This window comes from Isoptericola sp. NPDC060257 (assembly GCF_042726645.1).
Classification (GTDB): Bacteria; Actinomycetota; Actinomycetes; order Actinomycetales; family Cellulomonadaceae; genus Isoptericola; species Isoptericola nanjingensis.
The window spans coordinates 1-23652 of the sequence record NZ_JBHXAW010000030.1 but is presented as its reverse complement, the minus strand read 5'-3'; the positions used below and the strand labels follow the sequence as shown (position 1 = coordinate 23652).

Below are 23652 nucleotides of genomic sequence, written 5' to 3'. Positions count from 1 at the left end.
ACCGAAGGTCGATCTCACGACGGCAACCTCGATCTCGCGGTCAGGGCGCGACGGGCTGGCGGATCAGGGTGCGCAGCTTCTCCGGGGCGGTGCGGCGCAGGTCGGACAGGTAGATCTCGTGGTGCAGGCCGCGCAGCGCTCGCCCCTCGGCCTGGATGAACGCGTGCAGCCGTTCGATCGTCGCGGGCTCGGTGGCGAACGGCCCGCGGTGCAGCACCTGCGCGGCCTCGCCCTCGTCGTGACGCTCCAGCCGGACGCGGTCGCCGGCCGGGGGCCGCTTCGCGGCGACGGCGCGCGCCAGCACCTCGGCGGCGTCGACGTGCTCGACGGCGTCCGGCAGGCTGATCATCAGCGTCCAGCGCCACTCGTCCTTGGCGTCCACGCTGAACGTGCTCATGTCGTCCGACCACCACAGGCCCTCGAGCGGCATGACCGTGTAGGCGTCGCCCGTGGCCTCCTTGACCGCCGCCCGTAGCGCGTACGCGAGCGGGTACAGCGTCTCGACCGCCTCACGGTACGCCGTTGCGGTGTTCGGGTCGCCCTCGCCGTCGACCATGAGGAACGGGCGGGGCGGCAGCGCCACCATCGCGGGCGTCGTCGTCGCGCCGTAGTGGTACCGCGGCTCGCGCTTGAGGTCGATGCTCGCCATGCCGACAGCCAAGCAGCCGCCGCCGACACCAGGAGGGGGTCAGCCGGGCAGCCCCGCGATGCCGGTGCCGACGGGGTCGTCGGAGTCGTCGTGGGTGCGGCCGCGCTTCGTCCCCGCCGCCTCGTCGCGCACGAGCCGGATCCAGAGCACCACCGCGAAGAGCCCGAAGACCCACCACTGCAGGGCGTAGAACAGGTTCTGCAGGTTGACGCCGTCGCTGCCCTCGAGCACGGGGCGCGGCAGCAGGGCGGGGCCGCCCTCGGCGGCGGTCGCCTGCGCGGGGTCGGACGTCGTGAGCACGACGTACCCGGAGTAGATCGGCCCGCCCCACGTGTTCACCAGCGCGCCGGTGGAGATGGAGTCGGTGAGCGGCGGGCCGTCCGGGTTGTCGGGGAGCGGCTCGACGCCCTCCTGCACGGACTCCGACGCCTGGAGCCAGCCGGTGACGCGTACCTCGCCGTCGGGGACGTCGAGCGCCGCGGCGTCCGGGGCAGGAGAGTCCACCCACCCGCGCACGACCGGGAGGACCGGCGGCCCGGACAGGTCCGCCCACGACGCACCGCCGGTGCCGTCGTCGGTGACGCGCAGCGGCGTGAGCACCAGGTACCCGGTGCGGCCGTCCAGCGCGCGCCCGGCGACGAGCATCTGCCCCTCGGGCTCGTACTCCCCCGTCACCCACGCCTCGGTGCCGACCAGCTCGCCGGGGAACGACGTCTGCGGCGGGAGCAGGTCGCCCAGCGCCTCGGGCCCGTGCGACGCCTGCTCCGCCGCCTCCTGCTGGGCGGCGAGCTCGGCGCGCTGGTAGGCGCGGTCGAGCTGCCACACGCCGAGCCGGCCGCACACGGCGGCGGCGAGCAGGAAGAGGAGCAGGATCCCGATCATGCGGGGCTGGAGGGCCACCGCCCAGAACGACCTGCGGGCGGGCTGGGGGCTGGGCACGGCACCACCGTAATCGGCCCGAGCCCTACCCCAGGAATCCGTGCGCCGCGGGCACCTGACACGTCGCCAGATCGACGTCACGCCCTCTGACCTCGCCGGTCGTGCTGCATTCGGGCACCGGGTGCGGTGGAATGAAGGCGCCGGCCTTCCCCGAGCCCCTGGAGCGTGTGATGAGCACCACGACCACCCCGACCGTCAGCCCCACCCCGTGGCGCACCGGCGCCGGCACCGAGCTCTCGGCCGAGACGATCGACCGGATCGACCGGTGGTGGCGGGCGGCGAACTACCTGTCGGTCGGTCAGATCTACCTGCTCGGCAACCCGCTGCTGCGCGAGCCGCTGACCCGCGACCACGTCAAACCGCGCCTGCTGGGCCACTGGGGCACGACGCCGGGCCTGAACTTCTTGTACGCGCACCTCAACCGGGTGATCAAGGAGCGCGAGCAGTCCACGGTCTACGTCGCCGGCCCCGGCCACGGCGGCCCCGGCCTCGTCGCGAGCACGTATCTGGACGGCACGTACTCCGAGCTCTACTCGGACATCACCGAGGACACCGACGGCGTGCGCCGCCTGTTCCGCCAGTTCTCGTTCCCTGGCGGCATCCCGAGCCACGTCGCCCCCGAGACGCCCGGTTCCATCCACGAGGGCGGCGAGCTGGGATACGCCCTCTCGCACGCGTACGGCGCGGTGTTCGACAACCCGGACCTGCTGGTGGCGGCGGTCGTGGGCGACGGCGAGGCCGAGACCGGCCCGCTGGCCACGAGCTGGCACTCGAACAAGCTGCTCAACCCCGCGCAGGACGGCGTCGTGCTGCCGATCCTGCACCTCAACGGGTACAAGATCGCGAACCCCACGATCCTCGACCGCATCGGCCGCGACGAGCTCGAGTCGCTCATGGTCGGGTACGGGCACAAGCCGCACTGGTTCGAGGTGGCCGACGGCTCCGACGAGTCGCACGAGTCGATCCACCGCCGCTTCGCCGCGGTGCTGGACGAGGTGCTCGACGAGATCGCCGCGATCAAGGCGCAGGCCGCCGTCGAGGGGGTGGACATGGCGCGCCCGGCCTGGCCCATGATCGTGTTCCGCACGCCGAAGGGCTGGACGGGCCCGGAGTACATCGACGGCAAGAAGACGGTGGGCTCGTGGCGCGCGCACCAGGTGCCGCTCGCGAGCGCGCGGGACACGCCCGAGCACCTCCAGGTGCTGGAGACGTGGCTCAGGTCGTACCGGGCCGAGGAGCTCTTCGACGACGACGGCCGCGTCCTCGACGACATCCGCGAGCTGGCCCCGCCCGGCGAGCTGCGCATGAGCGCCAACCCGCACGCGAACGGCGGCGTGCTGCTGCGCGACCTGCGCCTGCCCGACTTCCGCGACTTCGCCGTCGACGTCCCCGCGCCGGGTGCCGGCGCGGTGGAGGCGCCGCGCGTGCTGGGCCAGTTCCTCACCGAGGTGATCCGCCGCAACCCGGACAACTTCCGGATCTTCGGCCCGGACGAGACGGCGTCCAACCGCCTGCAGGCCACGTTCGACGTCACCGGCAAGCAGTGGAACGCCGAGTACTTCTCGCCGGAGGTCGACGAGCACCTCGTCCGCGCCGGCCGGGTGATGGAGCAGCTGAGCGAGCACCAGTGCCAGGGCTGGCTGGAGGGCTACCTGCTCACCGGGCGGCACGGCCTGTTCACCAGCTACGAGGCCTTCATCCACATCGTCGACTCGATGTTCAACCAGCACGCCAAGTGGCTCAAGGTCACCAACCACATCCCGTGGCGGAGGCCGATCGCGAGCCTCAACTACCTGCTCTCCAGCCACGTGTGGCGCCAGGACCACAACGGCTTCAGCCACCAGGACCCGGGCTTCATCGACCACGTCGTGAACAAGAAGGCCGAGATCGTCCGCGTGTACCTGCCGCCGGACGCCAACACCCTGCTGTCTACCTACGACCACTGCCTGCGGTCGCGCCAGTACGTGAACGTCGTCGTGGCGGGCAAGCAGCCGGCGCCGCAGTTCCTCACGATGGAGCAGGCGGTCGCGCACTGCACGCGCGGCCTGGGCATCTGGGAGTGGGCCGGCACCGAGATCGAGGGCGAGGACCCGGACGTCGTGCTCGGCGCCGCGGGCGACGTGCCCACGCTCGAGGTGCTCGCGGCGGCCGACATCCTGCGCCACCGCATCCCGGACCTCAAGGTCCGCGTCGTGAACGTCGTCGACCTCATGCGGCTGCAGGACGAGAAGGAGCACCCGCACGGCCTGTCCGACAAGGACTTCGACACCCTGTTCACGGCCGACAAGCCGGTGATCTTCAACTACCACGGCTACCCGTGGCTCATCCACCGCCTCACCTACCGGCGCACCAACCACGCCAACATCCACGTGCGCGGGTACAAGGAGGAGGGCACCACGACGACGCCCTTCGACATGGCGATGCTCAACGACATCGACCGGTACCACCTGGTGGTCGACGTCATCGACCGGGTGCCGGCGCTGCGCTCGCGGTACGCGGGCCTGCGGCAGGAGATGGTCGACGCCCGCCTCGCGGCCCGGCAGTACACCCGCGAGCACGGCGAGGACATCCCCGAGGTGCGCGACTGGGTGTGGCCGGACGTCGGCGAGACGGGCACCGAGAACGGCGGGCCCCAGTACGACGCCGCGGCGGCGACGGGCGGCGACAACGAGTGACAGGGGACGCACGATCGACAGGAGACATCGCGTGACGGGCTCGACCCGCAGTCTCTACATCGCCTCCCCCGAGGGCGAGACCGGCAAGTCGACGGTCGCGCTGGGCGTGCTGGACCTGCTGGTCCGGCAGGTCTCGCGCGTCGGGGTGTTCCGGGCCGTCTCCCGCGTACCGTCGCCGCCGGCGTCGGACGCAGGGGGCGACGCCCCGCGCGACCACGTGCTGGAGATGCTGCTCGCGCACGACGGCGTCGACCTGACGTACGAGGACGCCGTCGGCGTCACCTACGACGACGTGCACGCGGACCCGGAGGCCGCGCTCGCCCGCATCCTCGACCGCTACCACGCGGTCGCGGAGCGGTGCGACGCCGTCGTCGTGGTCGGCACGGACTACACCGACGTCGCGGGCGCCACCGAGCTGGCGTTCAACGCGCGCGTGGCGGCCAACCTGGGCGCCCCGGTGCTGCTGGTGGCGTCCGGCCGCGAGCGCTCGCCGGAGGACGTGCGCGCGCTGGTGCGGCTCAGCCTGTCCGAGCTGCGCGCCAACCACGCGCAGCCGGTGGGGGTCGTCGTGAACCGGTGCCCCCCGCGGGTGCTCGCCGCGGGCGCCGCGGCGCTGGTGGGCGACGGCGACCTGCCCGTGTGGACGATCCCCGAGGAGCCGTTCCTGCACGCGCCGACGGTCGGCCGCCTGGCCGAGGCCGTGGAGGGCACCCTCATGCTCGGCGACGCCGACCTGCTGGGCCGCGAGGCGCTCGAGGTCATCGTCGGGGCGATGTCGTTCGAGCACGTGCTCGACCACCTGTCCGACGGCGCCGTCGTCATCCTGCCGGGCGACCGCTCCGACGTGCTGCTCGGGCTGCTCTCGGCGCAGTCCGCGGCCACGTTCCCGTCGCTGTCGGGCATCGTGCTCACCGGCGGCTACGTGCCGCGCGGGGTGATCGCGCAGCTGCTGTCGGCGCTCGGCCCGCGCGTGCCCGTGGTGGCCACCGCGCTCGACACGTTCCAGGCCGCCCGGCGCGCGGCCGAGACGCACGGCTACGTCACCGTCGCCTCGACGCGGAAGATCGACGTCGCGCGCGCCCTGTTCGAGCAGCACGTGGACGGCGCCGCGCTGCTGGCCCGACTGGACCTGCCGCGCACCCGCGTCGTCACGCCGCTGATGTTCGAGTACGAGCTCATCGAGCGGGCGCGCGGCGACCGGCGCCGCGTCGTGCTGCCCGAGGGCGACGACGACCGCATCCTGCGCGCCGCGTCGACCGTGCTGGCCCGCGGCATCGCGGACCTGGTGATCCTGGGCGACGAGACGTCGATCCGGGCGCGCGCCGCCGAGCTGGGCCTCGACATCGCCGCCGCCACGGTGCTCTCCCCCACCGACCCCGAGCACGTCGAGACGTTCAGCGCGGAGTACGCGAGGCTCCGGGCGCACAAGGGCATGACGGTGGAGCGGGCCAAGGAGATCGTCACCGACGTGTCGTACTTCGGCACGATGATGGTGCACCTCGGGCTCGCGGACGGCATGGTCTCGGGCGCCGCGCACACGACGGCGCACACCATCCGGCCGTCGTTCGAGATCGTCAAGACGCAGCCGGGCGTCTCCGTGGTGTCGTCGGTGTTCCTCATGTGCCTGCAGGACCGGGTGCTGGTGTACGGCGACTGCGCGGTGATCCCCGACCCGACGGCGGAGCAGCTCGCGGACATCGCCATCTCGTCGTCGGCGACGGCGGCGCAGTTCGGCGTCGACCCGAAGGTCGCGATGCTGTCGTACTCGACGGGCTCGTCCGGCTCGGGCGCGGACGTCGACAAGGTGCGCACCGCGACTGGGTTGGTCCGCGAGCGCCGGCCCGACCTGTCCGTGGAGGGGCCGATCCAGTACGACGCCGCCGTGGACGCGTCGGTCGCGAAGTCGAAGCTGCCGGAGTCGTCGGTCGCAGGGCAGGCGACGGTGTTCGTCTTCCCCGACCTCAACACCGGCAACAACACGTACAAGGCCGTGCAGCGCTCGGCCGGGGCCGTCGCCGTCGGCCCCGTGCTGCAGGGGCTGAACAAGCCGGTCAACGACCTGTCGCGCGGCGCGCTGGTCGCGGACATCGTCAACACCGTCGCCATCACGGCGATCCAGGCCCAGTCGTTCGGGGCACAGGCACAGGAGGCCACCGCATGAGCATCGTCCCCGAGGCCGAGCGCCCCACCCCGTACAGCGCGTACGGGGCGCACGGGTCCGTGCTGGTGCTGAACTCGGGCTCGTCGTCGCTCAAGTACCAGCTGGTCAACCCGGTCGGCGGGGAGGCGATCGCGGCGGGCACGATCGAACGGATCGGCGAGTCGTCCGGCATCGTCACGCACACGTTCGCCGGCAACAAGACCCGCCGCGAGCTCGAGGTGCCGGACCACGGCGAGGCGCTGCGGATCGCGCTCGGCCTGTTCGACGAGATCGGCCCGCGCCTGGCGGACGCCGGCATCTACGCCGTCGGTCACCGGGTGGTGCACGGGGGCGCGGAGTTCTCGGGGCCGGTCGTGGTGGACGACGACGTCGTGGCGCGCATCGACGCCCTCGTGCCGCTCGCGCCCCTGCACAACCCGGCCAACGTGCAGGGCATCCGGGTGGCGCGCGAGCTGCTGTCCGACGTCCCGCACGTCGCCGTCTTCGACACGGCGTTCTTCTCCGCGCTGCCCGCCGAGGCGTACACCTACGCCATCGACCGGGAGGTGGCGAAGGAGTACGACGTGCGCCGGTACGGCTTCCACGGCACCAGCCACCAGTACGTGGCGGGCAAGGTGGCGCGGGTGCTGGGCCGCCGGGTGCAGGACCTGCACACGATCGTGCTGCACCTGGGCAACGGCGCGTCCGCGTCGGCGGTGGCGGGCGGCGTCCCGATCGACACCTCGATGGGCCTGACGCCGCTGGAGGGCCTCGTGATGGGCACCCGGTCGGGCGACATCGACCCGGCCGTCGTCTTCCACCTGGCCCGCAACGCCGAGATGGGCATCGACGAGCTCGACACGCTGCTCAACAAGCGCTCGGGGATGCTCGGCCTGTCGGGCGTGAACGACTTCCGCGAGCTGCGGCGCCTCATCGACGACGGCGACGAGGCGGCCGCGCTCGCGTTCGACGTCTACGTCCACCGCCTGAAGAAGTACGTGGGCGCCTACGCCGCGCTGCTGGGCCGGGTGGACGTCATCGCGTTCACCGCGGGCGTCGGCGAGAACGACGCCGCCGTGCGCGCCGCCGTCTGCGCCGGCCTCGAGGGCATGGGCATCGCCGTCGACCCGGAGCGCAACGCCGCGTCGCGGCGCGACGAGCGCATCATCTCCCCCGACTGGACGTCCACGCTGGTGATGGTGATCCCCACGATGGAGGAGCTCGCCATCGCCCGGCAGTGCGTCGAGGCGGTGGAGCACCTGCGCCCCTCGTCGTCGGTCACGGCGGGCTGAGCGGCACGGGCGCCGGCGCTCAGGCCAGCGCGAACGCCACGCAGGCGATCCCGAAGCCCATCGCTCCGATGGCCGTCTCCATGACGGTCCAGGTGCGCAGCGTGGTCTTCACGTCCATGTCGAAGAACCGGCCCACGAGCCAGAACCCCGAGTCGTTGACGTGGCTGAGCACCACGGACCCGGCCGCCACGGCGACGACGATCGCGGCCGTCGCGAGCTGGCTGAACCCGCCGGCGGCCACGGCCGGGGCGATGAGCCCGGCCGCCGTCGTGAGCGCCACGGTGGCCGAGCCCTGCGCCACCCGCAGGACCGCGGCGATGACGAAGCCGGCGACGATGACGGGGAGACCCAGGTCGGCGAGGACGTCGGCGAGGGCGTCGCCGATGCCCGACGCGCGCAGCACGCCGCCGAACATGCCGCCGGCGCCCGTGATGAGGATGACGGAGCAGACGGGCCCCAGCGCCGAGTCGAGCGTCTGCTCGAGCACGGTCCCCTCGACGCCGCGGCGACGGCCGAGCGCCCAGGCCGCCACGAGGACGGCGGCGAGCAGCGCGACGGGAGTGGAGCCGACGACGCCCGCCCAGGTCACGACCGGGTTCTCGGCGGCGACCCAGCCCGCGGAGACCGCGGTCTCCAGCCCGGTGTTGGCGAAGATCAGCACGAGCGGGAGCAGCAGGATGCCGACGACCGTCCCGAAGCGCGGCGGGTTCGCGATCTGCGCGGCGTCGGCGCGGCCGAGGATCGCCGGCACCGGGAGCTCGATCCGGCGGCCCGCGAACCGGCCGAAGAGGTAGGCGGTCACGTACCAGGTGGGGATCGCGATGACCAGCCCCAGGAGCAGGACCATGCCGACGTTCGCCCCGAGGAACTCCGACGCGGCGACGGGGCCGGGGTGCGGCGGCACGTAGATGTGCATGACCGAGAACGCGCCGGCCACGGGCAGGCCGTACAGCAGCAGCGACCCGCCGAGGCGGTGGGCCACCGCGAACACGATCGGCAGCATCACGACGAGGCCGGCGTCGAAGAAGATCGGGAAGCCGAAGATCAGCGACGCGACCCCGAGGGCCAGCGGGGCGCGCTTCTCGCCGAACCGCGCGATGAGCACGTCGGTCATCACCTTCGCGCCGCCGCTGGTCTCGATCAGCCGGCCCAGCATCGCGCCGAGCCCGACGAGCAGCGCCACGGACGCGAGGGTGGAGCCGAAGCCGTCGAGCAGCACGTCCAGGACGCCGCCGGCGGGCAGCCCTGCGGCCACCGCGGTGAGCAGGCTGACGAGCACGAGCGCGAGGAACGCGTGCAGGCGCACCTTGATGATGAGCAGGAGCAGGAGCGCGACGGCTCCGGCGGCGATGGCGAGCAGCGGCCCGGCCGTGAGCGTCTGGGTCCAGTCGTCGGTGGGCGCGGCGGCGGTCATGGCGAAGGGCATGACAGAGGGCAGGGAAAAGGGCATGGCGAAGTCCTCGTCGAGCGTCGTACGGGGTGGGTCGGGCGGGTCAGGCCCGGTCGGCGAGCCAGGCGAGCACGGAGGCGACGATCTCGGCCGGGGCGGCGGCGACGTCGATCCTGATGCCGTCCTCGTCGTCGTCGAGCGGCTCGAGCGTGGCGAGCTGGGACGGCAGGAGCGTGGGCGGCATGAAGTGCCCGCTGCGGTGCGCCATCCGGTCGGCGAGGAGCTCGGGGGTGCCGTCGAGGTGGACGAACCGCACCCGGCCGTGCGCGCCGCGCAGGACGTCGCGGTAGGAGCGCTTGAGCGCGGAGCAGGTCACGACGGCGGACCTGCCGCCGTCGGTCTCCCCGGTCAGCCAGTCGCGGATCGCGGCGAGCCAGGGGGCGCGGTCGGCGTCGGTGAGGGGCGTCCCGGCCGACATCTTGTCGATATTGGCCTGGGGGTGGAACTCGTCGGCCTCGGCGACGTCGACGCCGAGGCGCTCGGCGAGCATCCCGGCGATCGTGGTCTTGCCCGAGCCGGCGACGCCCATGACGACGAGGTGCCCGGCGACCGGCGACGGCGGCGCGCTCACGGCGCGAGCGTCACCGGTGGCGTTCACGACGACAGTGTCCATCTCGACTTCCCTGTTCGGTCGGCGACCCGCCGGGGCGGGCCCCGCGGCGACTGCTGCGTCGCCGCGTCGTCCGAGGATGCCTTATTGGTACTACCTTTGACAACACTGGTCACACCAATCGCCCGCCCGACCCGACGTCGATAGGCTCCGCCCATGTCGTCACCGTCCCTGCACGCCGGAGTGCTCGACGCGCTCGGCCTCGCGATCACCAGCGGAGACGTCCCCGCGGGCACCCCCCTCACGCTCGACGGGATCGGCGCCGAGCACGGCGTCTCGCGGACCGTGGCGCGCGAGGTGATGCGGATGCTCGAGGGCCTCGGGATGGTGCGCTCGCGGCGCCGGGTCGGCCTCGTGGTGCTCGGCATGGAGGACTGGAACGTGCTCGACCCGCGCGTCATCCGCTGGCGGCTGCAGGGCCCCGGCCGAGACGCTCAGCTGCGCAGCCTCACCGAGCTGCGCCACGCGGTCGAGCCCCTCGCCGCCGCCGGGGCCGCTCGTCACGCCACCCCGCAGGTGCGCGGCGAGCTCGTGGACCTCGCCCGCCGCATGCGCACCCTCGGCGAGGCGGGCGACCTCACCGAGTTCCTCGCCCTCGACGTCCGGATGCACGAGCTGCTGCTGCGCTCCAGCGGCAACGAGATGTTCGGCCCGCTGGCCGACGTCGTCGCCGAGGTGCTCGCCGGGCGGACCCACCTCGGTCTCATGCCGCCCTCCCCCGCGCCCGAGGCCCTCGACCAGCACGAGGCGGTCGCCCGGGCGGTGGCCGAGCACGACCCCGACGCCGCCGAGGCCGCGATGGCCCGGATCGTCGGCGAGGTGCGGCGCGCCCTCGACGACCTGCCCGACCGCACGCCCGACCGCATGCCCGACCGCATGCCCGACCGCATGCCCGACGACGAGGACGGCGCCTCCCGCCGGGGTTAGTCTCGACCGCGATGCTGCGCTTCACGCCTCCCTGCGGACCGGTCGACGGCTGGGCGGACGACGACGTCGTCCGCGCCACCGGCATCCCGTACGCCCACGCGGACCGGTTCGCCCGGCCCGCGCCGGTCCCCGACCGCAGCGAGGCGTTCGAGGCGACGAGGTGGTCCCCCGCCTGCCCGCAGGCGCCGGTCCCGTTCCTCGACGAGGTGCTGGGCTCGCCGGGCGCCGGCGTCCCCGGCGACGAGCACTGCCAGCGCCTGTCCGTGACGATGCCCGCCGACGTCCGCCCCGACGACCGCCTCCCCGTCATGGTGTGGATCCACGGCGGCTCGTACACCTCCGGCGCGGGCGACCTGCCGATCATGGACCCACGGCCGCTGGTCGCGGAGCAGCGGGTGGTCGTCGTGACCGTCACCTATCGGCTCGGCCTCCTGGGCTACCTCGGCGACGGCCCCGAGCGGCCCGCGAACCTCGGGCTGCTCGACCAGCTCGAGGCGCTGCGCTGGGTGCGCCGCAACGTCGCCGCGTTCGGCGGCGACCCGGCGCGGATCACGCTGTTCGGCCAGTCCGCGGGGGGCGACGCCGTCGCGCACCTGCTGGCCGTGCCCGCCGCGGCGGCCCTGGTCTCGCGCGCGATCGTGCAGAGCGCGCCGCTCGGCATCTCCCGGGGCCGGGACCGGATGAACGCCGCCATGGCGCGCGCCGCCGCCGGGATCTCCGCCCGGACGCCCGTCATGGACGTCGTGGCCGCGGAGGCGCGGGTCGCCCGGGCGGCGACGGGCGCCGGCCTGCGGGCCGCGATGCCGTTCGGCACCCAGTACGGCCACGACCCGCTGCCGCCCGAGGACGAGATCGACGCCGCCTGGGACGCCGCCGCGCCGCAGGTCGCGCTGCTCGTCGGGAGCACCGCTGAGGAGGCGCGGCTGTTCGTCCCCCGGATCCCCGCGATCCGGCGGCTCGCCGCGCTGCCCGTCGTCGGGCCCTGGGTACGACGCGCGCTGGTCGCGGCCGTCACCGCGGCCGTCTACGGGCGCCCCGCCCGGCGGTTCGCCGCCCGGCACGCGGCCGCCGGCGGCACCGCCCACCGGTACGTCGTGACGTGGTCCCCGCCGGGCAGCCCGTGGGGCGCCGCGCACACGGTCGACCTGCCGCTGCTGTTCGGCGACGAGAAGGCGTGGGCGACGGCGGCGCTCACGGACGGTACGTCGTGGGACGACCTGCAGCGCTCCGCCCGGCGCGTGCGCGCCGTGTGGGGCGCGTTCGCGCGGGGCGAGGACCTCGGCGACCGGCTCGAGGTGCCGGGTGCCCTCAGGGTGCGGCGGGTGCGCCGATGACGCTCCTGCTCGACCCGCCCGCCTGGCCCGCGCACGGCACCCTCTGGTCGCACCTGGTCTCGGACACGTCGCTGCACGAGCTACGGTCGTTCGCCCGCGCCCAGGGCGTGGGAGACCGGGCCTTCGACCTCGACCACTACGACGTCCCCGCCGACCGGCACGACGCCCTCGTGGCCGCCGGGGCCGTGCCGGTGACCGGCGGCGAGCTGTCGCGGCGGCTCGCCGGCTCCGTCCTGCGGGTGCCGGGCCGCGAGCGGCGGCGCGCCTCCCACGACGCGCTGCTCGCCCGGTGGGCGACGTTGTGGGAGCCGGACGACGGCGCGCGGTCCGCGCTCGCCGCGGCGGACGACGCCGGTCGCGACCTCGTGGGCCGGTGGCGCGAGCCGCACCGGGTCTACCACTCGCGGCTGCACCTGGCCGACTCCCTCGACGCCCTGGACCTCCTCGTCGCCGACGGCGCGCCGGGCTCGCGCTGGCACGCGGCGACGGCGCTGTGGTTCCACGACGCGGTGCACGACGGCGAGGCCGGCCGCGACGAGGAGCACTCGGCAGCGCTCGTGGGCACGCTGCTCGGGCCGCTGGCCGGCCACGTGCGCCGGGCGGGGACGGGCGAGCCGCTGACGCACCACGACGTGGACGAGGTCGCCCGGCTCGTGCTCGTGACGACGGCCCACGACCCCGGCGCGGCGGACGGCTCGGGCGCGCTGGTCAGCGACGCGGACCTCGCCGTCCTCGGCGCCGAGCCCGGCCGGTACGCGCGCTACGCGGCCCAGGTCCGCGCCGAGTACGGGCACGTGCCCGACGACGCGTTCCGGGCCGGCCGGGCCGCCGTCCTGGACCAGCTCACCGGGCTGCCGCGGCTGTACCGCTCGCCGGCGGCAGCGGCCCGGTGGGCAGACGCCGCGGGGCGCAACCTGCGCGCCGAGCGCGCCGCCCTGGTCCCCTGACGCTAGGTTGCGGGGCGTGACCCCGACGCCGGCCGCCGCACCGACCCCCGTCCGCACCCGGCGCCGTCGTGCGCTGCGCTTCTCCGCCGCGACCGCGGGCGCGCTCGCCCTCGCCGTCGTGGTGCCGGTCGCGTGGGTGCAGCTGACCGGGCAGGCGCGCGTGCGGCCGTCCGTCGCGTCCGTCGAGCCGGTCGACGCGATCCTCGTGCTGGGGGCTGGCATCCGGCCCGACGGCACCCCGTCGCCCTACCTGCGCCGACGCCTCGACGCGGCGGCCGAGCTGTACCACGCCGGCGTGGCGGACCGGGTGGTGCTCAGCGGCGACGGGCAGCCGCGCCGGGACGGCACCCCCTACGACGAGCCCGCCTCCATGCGCGAGTGGATCCTCGGGCGCGGCGTGCCGGACGCGGCGCTGACGCTGGACCGCGACGGCCTCGACACGACCGCGTCCTGCCGCAACACCGCCGAGCTCACGGGGGCCCGCACCGCCGTCGTCGTCACGCAGGACTACCACCTGCGCCGCGCCCTGTTCAGCTGCTCCCGCGCGGGCCTGGACGCGCAGGGCGTGGGCGTCTCGGCCGCGAGCGCGACGCGCCGGCACTGGGTGTGGTGGCACGTGCGCGAGATCCCGGCGTCGTGGCGCGCGGCGGTCCGCGAGCTCTGACTCGGTCCGCAGACGTCGGCGACGACGACCCGCTCCGACGGCCGCTATCGTCTCGGCATGACCGACGACGTCCTCACCAGCGCCGCCGAGGGCGTCGCCACCGTGACCCTGAACCGGCCCGCGAAGAAGAACGCCCTCACCACCGCGATGTACGCGGCGCTGGCCGACGCCCTCGACGCCGCGGAGGCCGACGCGGGCGTCCGGGCGGTGGTGCTGCAGGGCGACGAGACCGTGTTCTGCGCGGGCAACGACATCCGCGACTTCCTGGACCGCCCGCAGGCCGGCACCGACGACCCGGCGTTCCGCTTCCTGCGCACGATCGCGCGGTTCCCCAAGCCGGTCGTCGCGGGGGTGTGCGGCCCGGCCGTCGGCGTGGGCGCGACCATGCTGCTGCACTGCGACCTCGTGTACGCCGGCGAGGGCGCGACGCTCCACTTCCCGTTCGTCGACCTGGGCCTGATCCCCGAGGCGGGGTCCAGCCTGCTGCTGCCGCAGGTCGTCGGGCACCAGCGCGCCGCGGCGGCCCTCCTGCTCGGGGAGCCGTTCGGCGCCGCCGCGGCGGCCGACGTCGGCCTGGTCAACCAGGTGCTGCCGGACGCCGAGGTGCTCGGCCACGCCCGCGCGCAGGCCGCCCGGCTGGCCGCGAAGCCGGTCACCGCGCTCGTCGAGACCAAGCGCCTCCTGCGCTCCGGCACCCAGGCCGCCCTCCTCGACCGGATCGAGGACGAGGGGGCGGTCTTCACCCGGCTGCTGGGCGAGCCCGCCGCGCAGGCCGCCCTGGGCTCCTTCCTGGCCCGCCCCGGGCGCTGAGGCGGGCCTACGGCAGGCGCAGGCGCCGCATCGCGCCGAGCGCGACGGACAGCACGCGGCTCGGCGTCTCCCCACCGAGCGTGTACAGCGTGTCGAGGGACAGGCCGAACCGGGCGCCGCGCTGGACGGCGACGGTCTGCACCTCGGTGACGGCCTCGATGCCCTCGCGCCCGTGCCGGCGGCCCTGACCGGAGGCCTTGAAGCCGCCCATCGGCGCGGCCGCGGAACCCCAGGCCGAGGCGTACCCGTCGTTGATCACGACGGTGCCGGACTGCACGCGCGCCGCGAGGCGCCGGGCGCGGGCGACGTCGGTGGACCAGATGCTCGCGTTGAGGCCGAACTCGGTGTCGTTCATGACGCGCACCGCCTCGTCGTCCGACGCCACGCGGGTCACGGCGACGACCGGGCCGAACGTCTCCTCACGGGCGCACAGGGCGTCCTCGGGGACGTCGTCCAGCACCGTCGGGGCGTAGAAGTACGGGCCGACGTCGGAGCGGTGCACCCCGCCGACGAGCGCGCGGGCGCCCTTGGCGAGCGCGTCGTCGACGTGGCGGGTGACGCGCTCGAGCTGCGCGGCGGAGACCAGCGAGCCCACGTCCGCGGTGTAGTCGAGCCCGGTGCCCAGCGTGAGGTCGCGCACCGCGACGGCGAACCGCTCGAGGAACGCGTCCGCGATCCGCTCGTGCAGCACCAGGCGCTCGATCGACATGCACAGCTGGCCGGCGTTCGCGAAGCAGGCCCGCACGACGCCGGGCACCGCCGAGTCGAGGTCGGCGTCGGCCGCGACGTACAGCGGGTTCTTGCCACCCAGCTCGAGCGTCGTGCCGATGAGCCGCTCGCCCGCCCGCGCCGCGACCTTGCGGCCCGTCGCCGTCGAGCCGGTGAACGCGATGTGGTCCACGTGGTCCACGAGCGCCGCGCCGACGTCCCCGCCGCCGGCGACGACGAGGAACAGGTCGTCGGGCAGCCCCGCCTCCTGCAGGAGCTCCGCCACCCACAGGGACGACAGGGTGGTCTGCGGGTCCGGCTTGAGCACCACCGCGTTCCCCGCGAGCAGGGCCGGGATCGCCTCCGACAGGACCAGGGACAGCGGGTAGTTCCACGGCGCGATCGCGCCGACCACGCCGACCGGACGGCGGTGCACGCGCACGCCCGTGAGCACGGGCAGCATGCCCGGCACGCGGCGCTCGCCCAGGTACCCGGGGCCGCGCACGGCGTAGTGCCGGCACGCCGTCGCGACGTCGGCGACCTCCTCGAACGCGCTGCGCCGGGCCTTGCCCGACTCCATCTGGATCAGGTCGAGGATCTCGGACTGCCGCTCCAGCACCAGGGCGCCCAGTCGGTCCAGCACGGCCGTGCGCTCCCGCAGCGGCGTGCGCGCCCACCCGGGCTGCGCGGCGCGGGCGCGGCCCGCGGCCGACGCGACGTCGTCGGGCGACGACAGCGGGAACGCCGCCAGCGGGGCGCCCGTGAAGGGGAGGACCGAACGGTGCGTCCCGACCGTGTGGGACGTGACGATGCGCCGCGTCAGCGGCTCCACGACGTCGGGCTCCAGGACATAGGTGGCGGCGGGCAGCTCGGGGTCGAGTAGTTCCCCGAGAGCGCCTTCGCCCTCGTGCGCGGTGGACATGGGCGACACCCTACGCGGGTCGCCCGACACCGCGGCAACCGTCGCCCCGGTTCGTCCGGGTCGTTCGCTCTCAGCGCGACCCGTCGAACCACTTCCCGAGCACGACGGTCTCCTGGTCGGCGTACCCGAGGCGGTCGTAGAAGCCCACCACCTGCGCGTTCGTCGCGCGGACCATGAGCTGCACCTTGCGCGCGCCGGCGGCACGCAGCCAGTCCTCCGCGGCGGCCACGGTGGCGCGGCCGAGGCCGCTCCCCTGCTGCTGCGGGTCGACGGCCACGTAGTAGAGCCAGCCGCGGTGCCCGTCGTACCCGGCGAGCGCGGAGGACACGACGCGGTCGCCGGCCACCCCGACCAGGACCGTCGACGTCGCGGTGCGCCGTGCGTCGGCCACGTCGCGGCGCGGGTCGTTCCACGGTCGGGTCAGCCCGCAGGCCTCCCACAGCGCGACGACCTGCTCCACGTCGTCGTCCGTGACCTCCCGGAAGGCGACGTCGAGCGCGTCGCGGGTCGCGCGGGTCACTGCGCCGGTGGTCACCGGGGCTGGTAGGGCGAGACGACGACCTCGACCCGCTGGAACTCTTTGAGGTCGGAGTACCCGGTCGTGGCCATGGCCCGGCGCAGCGCGCCGACGAGGTTGAGGGTGCCGTCGGCAGAGCCGCTCGGCCCGAACAGCACCTGCTCGAGCGTGCCGGCCGTCCCGACCTCGACGCGCTCGCCGCGAGGCAGCGCCGGGTGGTGGGCCTCGGGCCCCCAGTGCCAGCCCTTGCCCGGCGCCTCCTCGGCGCGGGCGAGCGCGGCGCCCAGCATGACGGCGTCGGCGCCGCAGGCGACGGCCTTGACGATGTCGCCGGAGCGGCCCACGCCGCCGTCGGCGATCACGTGCACGTACCGGCCGCCGGACTCGTCGAGGTAGTCGCGGCGGGCCGCGGCCACGTCGGAGACGGCCGTGGCCATCGGCGCATGGATGCCGAGGCCCACGCGCGTGGTGTGCGCGGCGCCGCCGCCGAAGCCGACGAGCACGCCCGCCGCGCCGGTGCGCATGAGGTGCAGCGCGGCGGTGTAGGTGGACGCGCCGCCGACGACGACCGGGACGTCGAGCTCGTAGATGAACCGCTTGAGGTTGAGCGGCTCGGCGTTGCCGGAGACGTGCTCGGCCGAGACCGTGGTGCCGCGGATGACGAACAGGTCCACGCCCGCGTCGACCACGGTCTGGTAGTGCTCCTGCGTGCGCTGCGGGGACAGCGCGCCCGCGACGGTGACGCCCGCGGCGCGGACCTCCTTGAGACGCTGCGTGATGAGCTCGGCCTTGATCGGCTCGGCGTAGATCTCCTGCATGCGCTGCGTCGCTCGGCCGGCGGGCAGGTCGCGGATCTCGGCCAGCAGCGGCTCGGGCGACTCGTACCGCGTCCACAGGCCCTCGAGGTCGAGGACGCCGAGGCCCCCGTGGTTCCCCAGCGCCACCGCGGTGGCCGGGCTCATCACGGAGTCCATCGGCGCCGACATGATCGGCAGGTCGAAGTGGTAGGCGTCGATCTGCCACTCCACGGACACGTCCTTCGGGTCGCGCGTGCGCCGCGAGGGCACGATCGCGATGTCGTCGAAGGAGTATGCGCGGCGGCCGCGCTTTCCGCGCCCGATCTCGATCTCGTTGCTCACCCGGACAGCCTACCGGCGCGTGCTGTCGGTGGCCGGTGGCACAGTCCGGGGGCATGACGACGTACGCGGAGCTCGACGCACCGCCGGCCGCCCCCGACCCGGGCTGGTCGCGCGGGCCCCTGCTCGGCTTCGACACGGAGACCACCGGACTCGACGTCGAGGCCGACCGCATCGTGACCGCCGCGCTCGTGCTGCGGGGGCCGGACGGCTCCCGGTCGGTGCGCACCTGGCTGCTCGACCCGGGCGTCGAGATCCCGGAGGAGGCCGCCGCCATCCACGGCATCACCACCGCGGAGGCGCGCGCCCACGGCCAGGACGCCGTCGGGGCGCTCGAGGAGATCGCCGCGATCCTCGTCCACCACGTGCGCGACGGCGTCCCCCTGGTCGCCTACAACGCCTCGTTCGACCTCTCCCTGCTCGACGTCGAGCTCGCCCGCCACGGCCTGCCGACCGTGCCCGAGCGGCTCGGCCGGCCCGTCGCCCCGGTGCTGGACCCCCTCGTCCTCGACCGCTGGCTGGACCGGGCCCGCGAGGGCAAGCGGCGCCTCGGCGACCTGTGCGCGCTGTACGGGATCGAGGGCGACGGCGAGCTCCACCGGGCGGACGTCGACGTCCTCGCCACGCTCGACGTCCTCGACGCCCAGCTCGTGGCCCACCCGCGCCTGCGGGGCGCCGCGCTCGACGCGCTGCACGCCGCCCAGGCCGGCGCCCACCGCGCCTGGGCGGAGCGCGTCAACGCGGAGCGCGCCGCGACCCCGGGTGGCCGCCCGCCCACGTCGCCCGCGTGGCCGGCATCCACCGGCCGGGCTCATCGGGGTGCCGTCGCCGAATCCTGACCGTGCCGGGCGGCGGCGCAGCGGCGCTCCATGGCCGCCAGCCCACGTCCGCGGACCGCCGTCACCCGCTGTCGCGGCCGGCTCGCTATCACTACCGGTCGTAGACGGCGTCGACCTCCACCTCGACCAGCCAGCCGTCCACCGGCAGGTTCTCGATCTCCAGCGCGAACCGGGAGGGCCGGGCCGCGTTGACGACCATGGGCTCGCCGGAGGCCGACCCGAGCTGGACGTCGAGCGTCTCCCCGGTGGCGAGGTTCGTGTTGGCGAAGAACTGCCGGTACGCGCGGTTCCAGCCGGCGAAGTCCATGGCCTCCTCGCCGTCGGGGTTCTGCAGGAAGACGCGCATGGAGACGACGTCGTCGTAGGACAGGCCCGCGCGCTCGAGGTTCTCCCCGATCCGCATCAGCGCGTTGATCCCCTGCGCCTCGGTGAGCGTCACGCCCTCAGGCAGCTCGCCGCCGGGGAAGACGTCGGTCGGGACGTAGCGCTCCTCGGCGGAGACGCCCGGGGCGCGGTTCAGGGCGGACGGCCCGAGCCCCGACGACTTGTACCAGGCCACGTTCTTGCCGAGGGCCACGCCGTCGGCGATGGACGGGGTGTCGCCGGTGACGAAGGAGTGCGCCTCGGTCGGCCGCGGCTCGAAGAGCCGGCCTCCCGCGACGGCGGTGGCGGGCACGGCGACGGCGGTCGTGACGGCGACGGCGAGGACGACCTTGGTGGTGTTCTTCATGCGGGGAACGTAGGGGCGCACCGTTTCCGCCAGATGACCGGCGAGGGTCGAACGCGAGTCGCTGACCTGCGGCGACGGCGTCGAAACGCAGCCGTTACCCCGGGCGACGACGCCGTAACCCCGCCGACCCCGGGCCGTGACGCGGCTCTCCTACCGTCGGCCGCGGTGCTGACGGCGGCGCCCGGCATCCAGGGCCGCCGCGACCGTCCGTCAGACCTTTCGACACGAGAGGTAGTGCCACATGGTCACTGACACGATCACCGACGGGGTCACCGACGGGCCCCGGTCCGGCGTCTCCCGCCGCGGCTTCCTCCAGGCCGTCGGCGTCGGCTCCAGCGCCGGCGTCATGTTCGCCACGATGGGGGCGATGGGGCTCGCCCCGACGGCCGCGGCCCAGCCCACCGCGGCCGCCTGGGCCCCGCCCCGGGGCAGCGACTTCTCGCTCACCGGCCGCTCGGCGAAGAAGGTGGTGGTCGTGGGCGCCGGCCCGGCGGGACTCGCCTCGGCGTACGAGCTGCAGAAGGCCGGCTACCGCGTCACGGTGCTCGAGGCGCGCCACCGGCCGGGTGGCCGCACCCTGACGATCCGCGGCGGCGACTCCGAGACGGACGTCGACGGCGTCACCCAGACGGCGCGCTTCGACGACGGCGTCTACATGAACGCCGGCGCCGGCCGCATCGCGCAGTGGATGGTCACCATGGACTACCTGCGCGAGCTCGGCGTGCCGTACGAGGTGTTCACCAACGCGAACGCCGACGCCTACCTCTACAACGAGAAGACCGGGGCCACCCCGGGCCACCCCGTGCGCTACCGCACCGCCAAGGCCGACGTCTTCGGCTACACCTCGGAGCTGCTGAGCTACGCCACCGACCAGGGCGCCCTGGACCAGCGGCTCACCGCCGAGGACAAGGAGAACCTGCGCTCCTTCCTGCGCAGCTGGGGCTCGCTGAAGGCCGACGGCACGTACGCGGGCGGCGACAACCGCGGGTTCACGACCTATCCCTCCGCGTGGAACGAGCACGGCACGCCGCTGCCCGGACCCGGCACGGTCTCGGAGGTGCTCGCCTCGAAGGTGGGGCAGTACTTCCCGTTCGAGATCAACTGGGAGCAGTCGATGCTCATGTTCCAGCCGAAGGGCGGCATGGACACGACCTACCAGTACTTCGTGCGGGCCATCGGCAAGCAGAACGTGCACTTCGGCTCCCCCGTCACCGGCGTGGAGAACACGAGCGACGGCGTGCGGGTCACCTACACGCCCGGCCACGGCCGCCCCCGGCAGATCGAGGCGGACTTCGCGATCGTCGCCGCGCCGGCGGGCGTCATGCGCCGCTGGGACACGAACTGGGGAACGGGGATCGACGCCGCGCTGGGCGAGTTCGCCACCGGCTCGCCCGCGGGCAAGATCGGCCTGCAGTACCGCTCGCGGTGGTGGGAGGACGACCACCGCATCTTCGGCGGCATCACCGAGACGGACATGGACCTGGCGCACGTCTGGTACCCGTCGTACGGGTACGGGGAGCGCAAGGGGCTCGTCGTCGGCTACTACAACACCGGGGCCAACGCCCGCACCTACGCGGACCTCACGCCCCGGCAGCGCGAGCGGCGCGCCGTCGAGCAGGGCGTGAAGATCCACGGCGAGAAGTACCGCAGCGAGCTGGAGTCGTCGTTCTCCATCGCCTGGCACAAGGTGCCGTACATCGAGGGCGCGTGGGCCTACCCGGACACGGAGTCGTCGGGATTCAAGCAACTGCAGCGGGGCGCGGGGCGCGTCTACTTCGCTGGCGACTGGATGTCCGAGGTCTCCGCCTGGCAGCACGGCGCGTTCTGGTCCGCCCGGTACGCCGTCCAGGCCCTGCACGCCCGGGTCATGGCGAGCTGACGGCGGGGCGACGGAGGCCCGGTACCCCCGCGGGGGTGCCGGGCCTCGTCGTGGCCGTCGTGCGGGTCGGCTCAGAACCCGGCGTAGTTCGGCGCCTCGACCGTCATCTGCACGTCGTGCGGGTGGCTCTCCTTGAGCGACGCGGACGTGATGCGCACGAACCGGCCCTTGGCCTGCAGCTCGGGGATGGTGCTGGCGCCGACGTAGAACATCGACTGGTGCAGCCCGCCGACGAGCTGGTGCGCGACGGTGTTCAGCGTGCCCTTGTACGGCACCTGGCCCTCGATGCCCTCCGGCACGATCATGTCGTCGCTGGTGACCTCGGCCTGGAAGTAGCGGTCCTTCGAGTAGGACTTCTTGCCGCGCGACGACATCGCGCCCATCGACCCCATGCCGCGGTACGCCTTGTACTGCTTGCCGTTGACGAGGATCGTCTCGCCCGGCGCCTCCTCGGTGCCGGCCAGCATCGAGCCGAGCATGACCGCCTCCGCGCCGGCCACGATCGCCTTGCCGATCTCGCCCGAGTGGCGCATGCCGCCGTCGGCGATGACGGGGATCCCGGCCGCGCGTGCCGCCAGCGACGCCTCGTACACGGCCGTGATCTGCGGGACCCCGACGCCGGTGACGATGCGGGTGGTGCAGATCGAGCCCGGCCCGACGCCGACCTTGATGCCGTCCGCGCCCGCGTCGACGAAGGACTGCGCGCCCTCCTTCGTCGCGACGTTGCCGCCGATCACCTGCACGTGGCGGGTCGCCGGGTCCGTCTTGAGCTTGCGGACCATGTCGATGAGCATCCGGACGTTGCCGTGCGCGGTGTCCGCGACGAGCACGTCCACGCCGGCGTCGACCAGCGTCGTCGCGCGCTCCCAGGCGTCGCCGAAGTAGCCGATCGCCGCGCCGACGAGCAGGCGGCCCTGGCCGTCCTTCGACGCGTTCGGGAACTGCTCGGACTTCACGAAGTCCTTGACGGTGATGAGGCCCGCGAGGCGGCCCTCGTCGTCGACCAGCGGCAGGCGCTCCAGCTTGTGCTTGCGCAGCAGCAGCGTGGCGTCCTCGCGCGAGATGCCGGCCTGCCCGGTGATGAGCGGGGCGGGCGTCATGACCTCGGAGACCTTGGTCGTGGCCCACTCGGCGACCGGGGTGAAGCGCAGGTCGCGGTTGGTGACGATGCCGGTGAGGTGGCCGCCCGCGTCGACGACGGGGAAGCCGGAGATGCGGTACTCCCCCGCCCGCTTGTCGAGCTCCTCGAGCGTCGCGTCCGGCCCGATCGTCACCGGGTTGGAGATGATGCCGGTCTGCGTTCGCTTGACCAGGTCCACCTGGTACGCCTGGTCCTCGATCGACAGGTTGCGGTGCAGCACGCCGATGCCGCCCTGGCGGGCCATCGCGATCGCCATGCGCGACTCGGTGACGGTGTCCATCGCGGCCGAGACGAGCGGCACGCGCAGGGAGATCTCGCGGGTGAGGCGCGAGGTGGTGTCGATGTCCGACGGGGCGAGGTCGGAGTACCCCGGCAGCAGCAGGACGTCGTCGTAGGTGAGGCCGAGGAATCCGAACGGGTCGTGCGCGGGCGAGGTCGAGTCCGTCATGACAGGAGTCTACGTTCTGGGCGGCCGCCTTATTCCGGCCCGCCCACCCTCCGGCGCCCGGTCGTGGCGGACCTCACGTCACGGGATCACGTCACCACGGCGAGCGCCTCGTGCAGCATCGCGGTGAACGACCGCACCCGCTGCACGGTGGCCGCCAGCGGCAGCTCGCTCGCGGCGTCGTCCCGCCGCAGGCTGACGATGACCGGCAGCTCGGCGAAGCCCTCGTGCACCGCGTGGATGAGGTCCAGGTCGGGCCGTCGCTGCGCCGTCGCCAGGACGAGCGCCGCCGGCCGCACCATGGTCACCAGCTCGAGCGAGCGGTGCGTGCTCGCGGGCCCGGTCACGATGCGCGCCGTCGCCCCCTTCGCCGTGAGGGCGGCGGCGAGGGCGTGTGCGGACAGCGGCACCACCTCGTCGGGGGCGGCGAAGATGAGCACGATCTTGCGCATCCGGCTCGGGTGGTTGGCCGGCGGGGCCCCGCCGGCCACCATGGCCCGCTCGAACGCCTCGGTGAAGTCCCGCAGCGCACGCAGGGCCGCGGTCGCGAGCACGACCTCGGGGACGGCGCCCGGGCCGGCGAGCACCGTCCGCTGGGCGACACGCTGCCAGGCCGGCTCGGCGATCTCGGTCCACCAGGCTGCGGGGTCGCCCTGCGCCGGGATGGCGAGCAGGTCGTCGCACCCGGCCTGGTCGTACGCGAGGGCGGCGTCCACCACGGCCGACACCCGGCCGGAAGCGCTCCCACCGGGCACGTGACCGGGAGCTGACGCGGCCCCTTCCCCGCCCCCGGGCAGGGCACGGAGGTGGCCTCGACCGCGCGGCGCCTCGCCGTCGGCGGCGGGCGCGGGTCGCGCCGGGTCGGGCTCCGCGTCGTCGCCGGCGTCCGGCTCGGCGC

General features: G+C 74.1%; 20 protein-coding genes. 10 read left to right on the top strand and 10 right to left on the bottom strand.

Annotated elements, in window-relative coordinates:
- Window positions 1-40: 40 nt before the first annotated feature.
- Both ACFWEK_RS04395 and ACFWEK_RS04390 read right to left on the bottom strand, forming a co-directional pair.
- Window positions 41-649, bottom strand: coding sequence for a GyrI-like domain-containing protein (locus ACFWEK_RS04395; protein WP_430553225.1), 609 nt, complete (start codon window positions 647-649; stop codon window positions 41-43).
- Window positions 650-688: 39 nt separating this feature from the next.
- Window positions 689-1588: an SURF1 family protein gene (locus ACFWEK_RS04390; RefSeq protein ID WP_430553224.1), complete on the bottom strand. Its 900-nt coding sequence runs from the start codon at window positions 1586-1588 to the stop codon at window positions 689-691.
- A gap of 170 nt (window positions 1589-1758) precedes the next feature.
- Here ACFWEK_RS04390 and ACFWEK_RS04385 point away from each other — a divergent pair, with 170 nt between their 5' ends.
- From ACFWEK_RS04385 to ACFWEK_RS04375, 3 genes are read left to right on the top strand one after another with little or no spacing between them, the layout of a single operon-like run.
- The gene (locus tag ACFWEK_RS04385; protein WP_430553223.1) at window positions 1759-4263 is read left to right on the top strand and encodes a phosphoketolase; all 2505 of its coding nucleotides are present in this window, start codon (window positions 1759-1761) and stop codon (window positions 4261-4263) included.
- A gap of 31 nt (window positions 4264-4294) precedes the next feature.
- On the top strand, window positions 4295-6424 hold the full coding sequence (gene pta, locus ACFWEK_RS04380; protein WP_430553222.1) for a phosphate acetyltransferase: 2130 nt from the start codon (window positions 4295-4297) through the stop codon (window positions 6422-6424).
- Window positions 6421-7695: an acetate/propionate family kinase gene (locus ACFWEK_RS04375; protein WP_430553221.1), complete on the top strand. Its 1275-nt coding sequence runs from the start codon at window positions 6421-6423 to the stop codon at window positions 7693-7695. Before pta ends, ACFWEK_RS04375 begins: the two co-directional genes overlap by 4 nt.
- A 19-nt stretch (window positions 7696-7714) precedes the next feature.
- Here ACFWEK_RS04375 and ACFWEK_RS04370 read toward each other — a convergent pair whose 3' ends face one another.
- Both ACFWEK_RS04370 and ACFWEK_RS04365 read right to left on the bottom strand, forming a co-directional pair.
- Entirely contained in the window at window positions 7715-9121 is a 1407-nt protein-coding gene (locus tag ACFWEK_RS04370) for a GntP family permease (RefSeq protein WP_430553220.1), read from the bottom strand.
- 67 nt (window positions 9122-9188) lie between these two features.
- Entirely contained in the window at window positions 9189-9674 is a 486-nt protein-coding gene (locus ACFWEK_RS04365) for a gluconokinase (protein ID WP_430553226.1), read from the bottom strand.
- Window positions 9675-9911: 237 nt separating this feature from the next.
- Here ACFWEK_RS04365 and ACFWEK_RS04360 point away from each other — a divergent pair, with 237 nt between their 5' ends.
- Genes ACFWEK_RS04360 through ACFWEK_RS04340 form a run of 5 tightly spaced genes read left to right on the top strand, consistent with a single transcriptional unit; the run spans window position 9912 to window position 14437 of the window.
- A complete protein-coding gene (locus ACFWEK_RS04360) occupies window positions 9912-10682 on the top strand; it encodes a FadR/GntR family transcriptional regulator (RefSeq protein WP_430553219.1) in 771 nt (256 codons plus the stop codon).
- Window positions 10683-10693: 11 nt separating this feature from the next.
- Window positions 10694-12016, top strand: coding sequence for a carboxylesterase family protein (locus ACFWEK_RS04355; RefSeq protein ID WP_430553218.1), 1323 nt, complete (start codon window positions 10694-10696; stop codon window positions 12014-12016).
- Complete coding sequence (locus ACFWEK_RS04350; protein WP_430553217.1) at window positions 12013-12963, top strand: DUF4031 domain-containing protein; 951 nt, start codon at window positions 12013-12015, stop codon at window positions 12961-12963. The genes ACFWEK_RS04355 and ACFWEK_RS04350 overlap by 4 nt, the downstream gene beginning before the upstream one ends.
- A 16-nt stretch (window positions 12964-12979) precedes the next feature.
- The gene (locus ACFWEK_RS04345) at window positions 12980-13627 is read left to right on the top strand and encodes a vancomycin high temperature exclusion protein (RefSeq protein ID WP_430547487.1); all 648 of its coding nucleotides are present in this window, start codon (window positions 12980-12982) and stop codon (window positions 13625-13627) included.
- A 57-nt stretch (window positions 13628-13684) separates the two neighbouring features.
- Window positions 13685-14437, top strand: coding sequence for an enoyl-CoA hydratase (locus ACFWEK_RS04340; RefSeq protein ID WP_430553216.1), 753 nt, complete (start codon window positions 13685-13687; stop codon window positions 14435-14437).
- A 7-nt stretch (window positions 14438-14444) separates the two neighbouring features.
- On the opposite strand, the gene ACFWEK_RS04335 is transcribed toward ACFWEK_RS04340, so the two are convergent.
- The 3 genes from ACFWEK_RS04335 to ACFWEK_RS04325 form a co-directional block, all read right to left on the bottom strand.
- On the bottom strand, window positions 14445-16067 hold the full coding sequence (locus tag ACFWEK_RS04335) for a succinic semialdehyde dehydrogenase (RefSeq protein WP_430553215.1): 1623 nt from the start codon (window positions 16065-16067) through the stop codon (window positions 14445-14447).
- 70 nt (window positions 16068-16137) lie between these two features.
- Window positions 16138-16587, bottom strand: a complete 450-nt coding sequence (locus tag ACFWEK_RS04330; protein ID WP_430553214.1) for a GNAT family acetyltransferase — start codon at window positions 16585-16587, stop codon at window positions 16138-16140.
- 11 nt (window positions 16588-16598) lie between these two features.
- Window positions 16599-17723: a GuaB3 family IMP dehydrogenase-related protein gene (locus tag ACFWEK_RS04325; RefSeq protein ID WP_430547483.1), complete on the bottom strand. Its 1125-nt coding sequence runs from the start codon at window positions 17721-17723 to the stop codon at window positions 16599-16601.
- A gap of 53 nt (window positions 17724-17776) precedes the next feature.
- Between ACFWEK_RS04325 and ACFWEK_RS04320 the strand changes: the two genes are divergently transcribed.
- Window positions 17777-18559 (top strand): exonuclease domain-containing protein, encoded by a 783-nt coding sequence (locus tag ACFWEK_RS04320; RefSeq protein ID WP_430553213.1) that lies wholly within the window; start codon window positions 17777-17779, stop codon window positions 18557-18559.
- 91 nt (window positions 18560-18650) lie between these two features.
- On the opposite strand, the gene ACFWEK_RS04315 is transcribed toward ACFWEK_RS04320, so the two are convergent.
- On the bottom strand, window positions 18651-19289 hold the full coding sequence (locus tag ACFWEK_RS04315; RefSeq protein ID WP_430547481.1) for a Rid family hydrolase: 639 nt from the start codon (window positions 19287-19289) through the stop codon (window positions 18651-18653).
- 241 nt (window positions 19290-19530) lie between these two features.
- On the opposite strand from ACFWEK_RS04315, the gene ACFWEK_RS04310 reads away from it, so the two are divergent.
- Window positions 19531-21168 carry a flavin monoamine oxidase family protein gene (locus ACFWEK_RS04310; RefSeq protein WP_430553212.1) on the top strand — a complete coding sequence of 546 codons (1638 nt, stop codon included), beginning with the start codon at window positions 19531-19533 and terminating at the stop codon, window positions 21166-21168.
- Window positions 21169-21239: 71 nt separating this feature from the next.
- Here the strand turns inward: ACFWEK_RS04310 and guaB are convergent, their stop codons facing one another.
- Both guaB and ACFWEK_RS04300 read right to left on the bottom strand, forming a co-directional pair.
- Window positions 21240-22757: an IMP dehydrogenase gene (guaB, locus tag ACFWEK_RS04305; RefSeq protein WP_430547479.1), complete on the bottom strand. Its 1518-nt coding sequence runs from the start codon at window positions 22755-22757 to the stop codon at window positions 21240-21242.
- 86 nt (window positions 22758-22843) lie between these two features.
- Complete coding sequence (locus ACFWEK_RS04300) at window positions 22844-23473, bottom strand: hypothetical protein (RefSeq protein WP_430553211.1); 630 nt, start codon at window positions 23471-23473, stop codon at window positions 22844-22846.
- Window positions 23474-23652: the final 179 nt, after the last annotated feature.

Coding starts and splice junctions, on each gene's coding strand:
- ACFWEK_RS04370 (WP_430553220.1), bottom strand. CDS start 9,121: ATGCCCTTCGCCATGACCGCCGCCGCGCCCACCGACGACTGGACCCAG.
- ACFWEK_RS04375 (WP_430553221.1), top strand. CDS start 6,421: ATGAGCATCGTCCCCGAGGCCGAGCGCCCCACCCCGTACAGCGCGTAC.
- ACFWEK_RS04340 (WP_430553216.1), top strand. CDS start 13,685: ATGACCGACGACGTCCTCACCAGCGCCGCCGAGGGCGTCGCCACCGTG.
- ACFWEK_RS04355 (WP_430553218.1), top strand. CDS start 10,694: ATGCTGCGCTTCACGCCTCCCTGCGGACCGGTCGACGGCTGGGCGGAC.
- ACFWEK_RS04360 (WP_430553219.1), top strand. CDS start 9,912: ATGTCGTCACCGTCCCTGCACGCCGGAGTGCTCGACGCGCTCGGCCTC.
- ACFWEK_RS04310 (WP_430553212.1), top strand. CDS start 19,531: ATGGTCACTGACACGATCACCGACGGGGTCACCGACGGGCCCCGGTCC.
- ACFWEK_RS04320 (WP_430553213.1), top strand. CDS start 17,777: ATGACGACGTACGCGGAGCTCGACGCACCGCCGGCCGCCCCCGACCCG.
- ACFWEK_RS04335 (WP_430553215.1), bottom strand. CDS start 16,067: ATGTCCACCGCGCACGAGGGCGAAGGCGCTCTCGGGGAACTACTCGAC.
- ACFWEK_RS04395 (WP_430553225.1), bottom strand. CDS start 649: ATGGCGAGCATCGACCTCAAGCGCGAGCCGCGGTACCACTACGGCGCG.
- ACFWEK_RS04350 (WP_430553217.1), top strand. CDS start 12,013: ATGACGCTCCTGCTCGACCCGCCCGCCTGGCCCGCGCACGGCACCCTC.
- ACFWEK_RS04315 (WP_430547481.1), bottom strand. CDS start 19,289: ATGAAGAACACCACCAAGGTCGTCCTCGCCGTCGCCGTCACGACCGCC.
- ACFWEK_RS04365 (WP_430553226.1), bottom strand. CDS start 9,674: ATGGGCGTCGCCGGCTCGGGCAAGACCACGATCGCCGGGATGCTCGCC.
- ACFWEK_RS04385 (WP_430553223.1), top strand. CDS start 1,759: ATGAGCACCACGACCACCCCGACCGTCAGCCCCACCCCGTGGCGCACC.
- guaB (WP_430547479.1), bottom strand. CDS start 22,757: ATGACGGACTCGACCTCGCCCGCGCACGACCCGTTCGGATTCCTCGGC.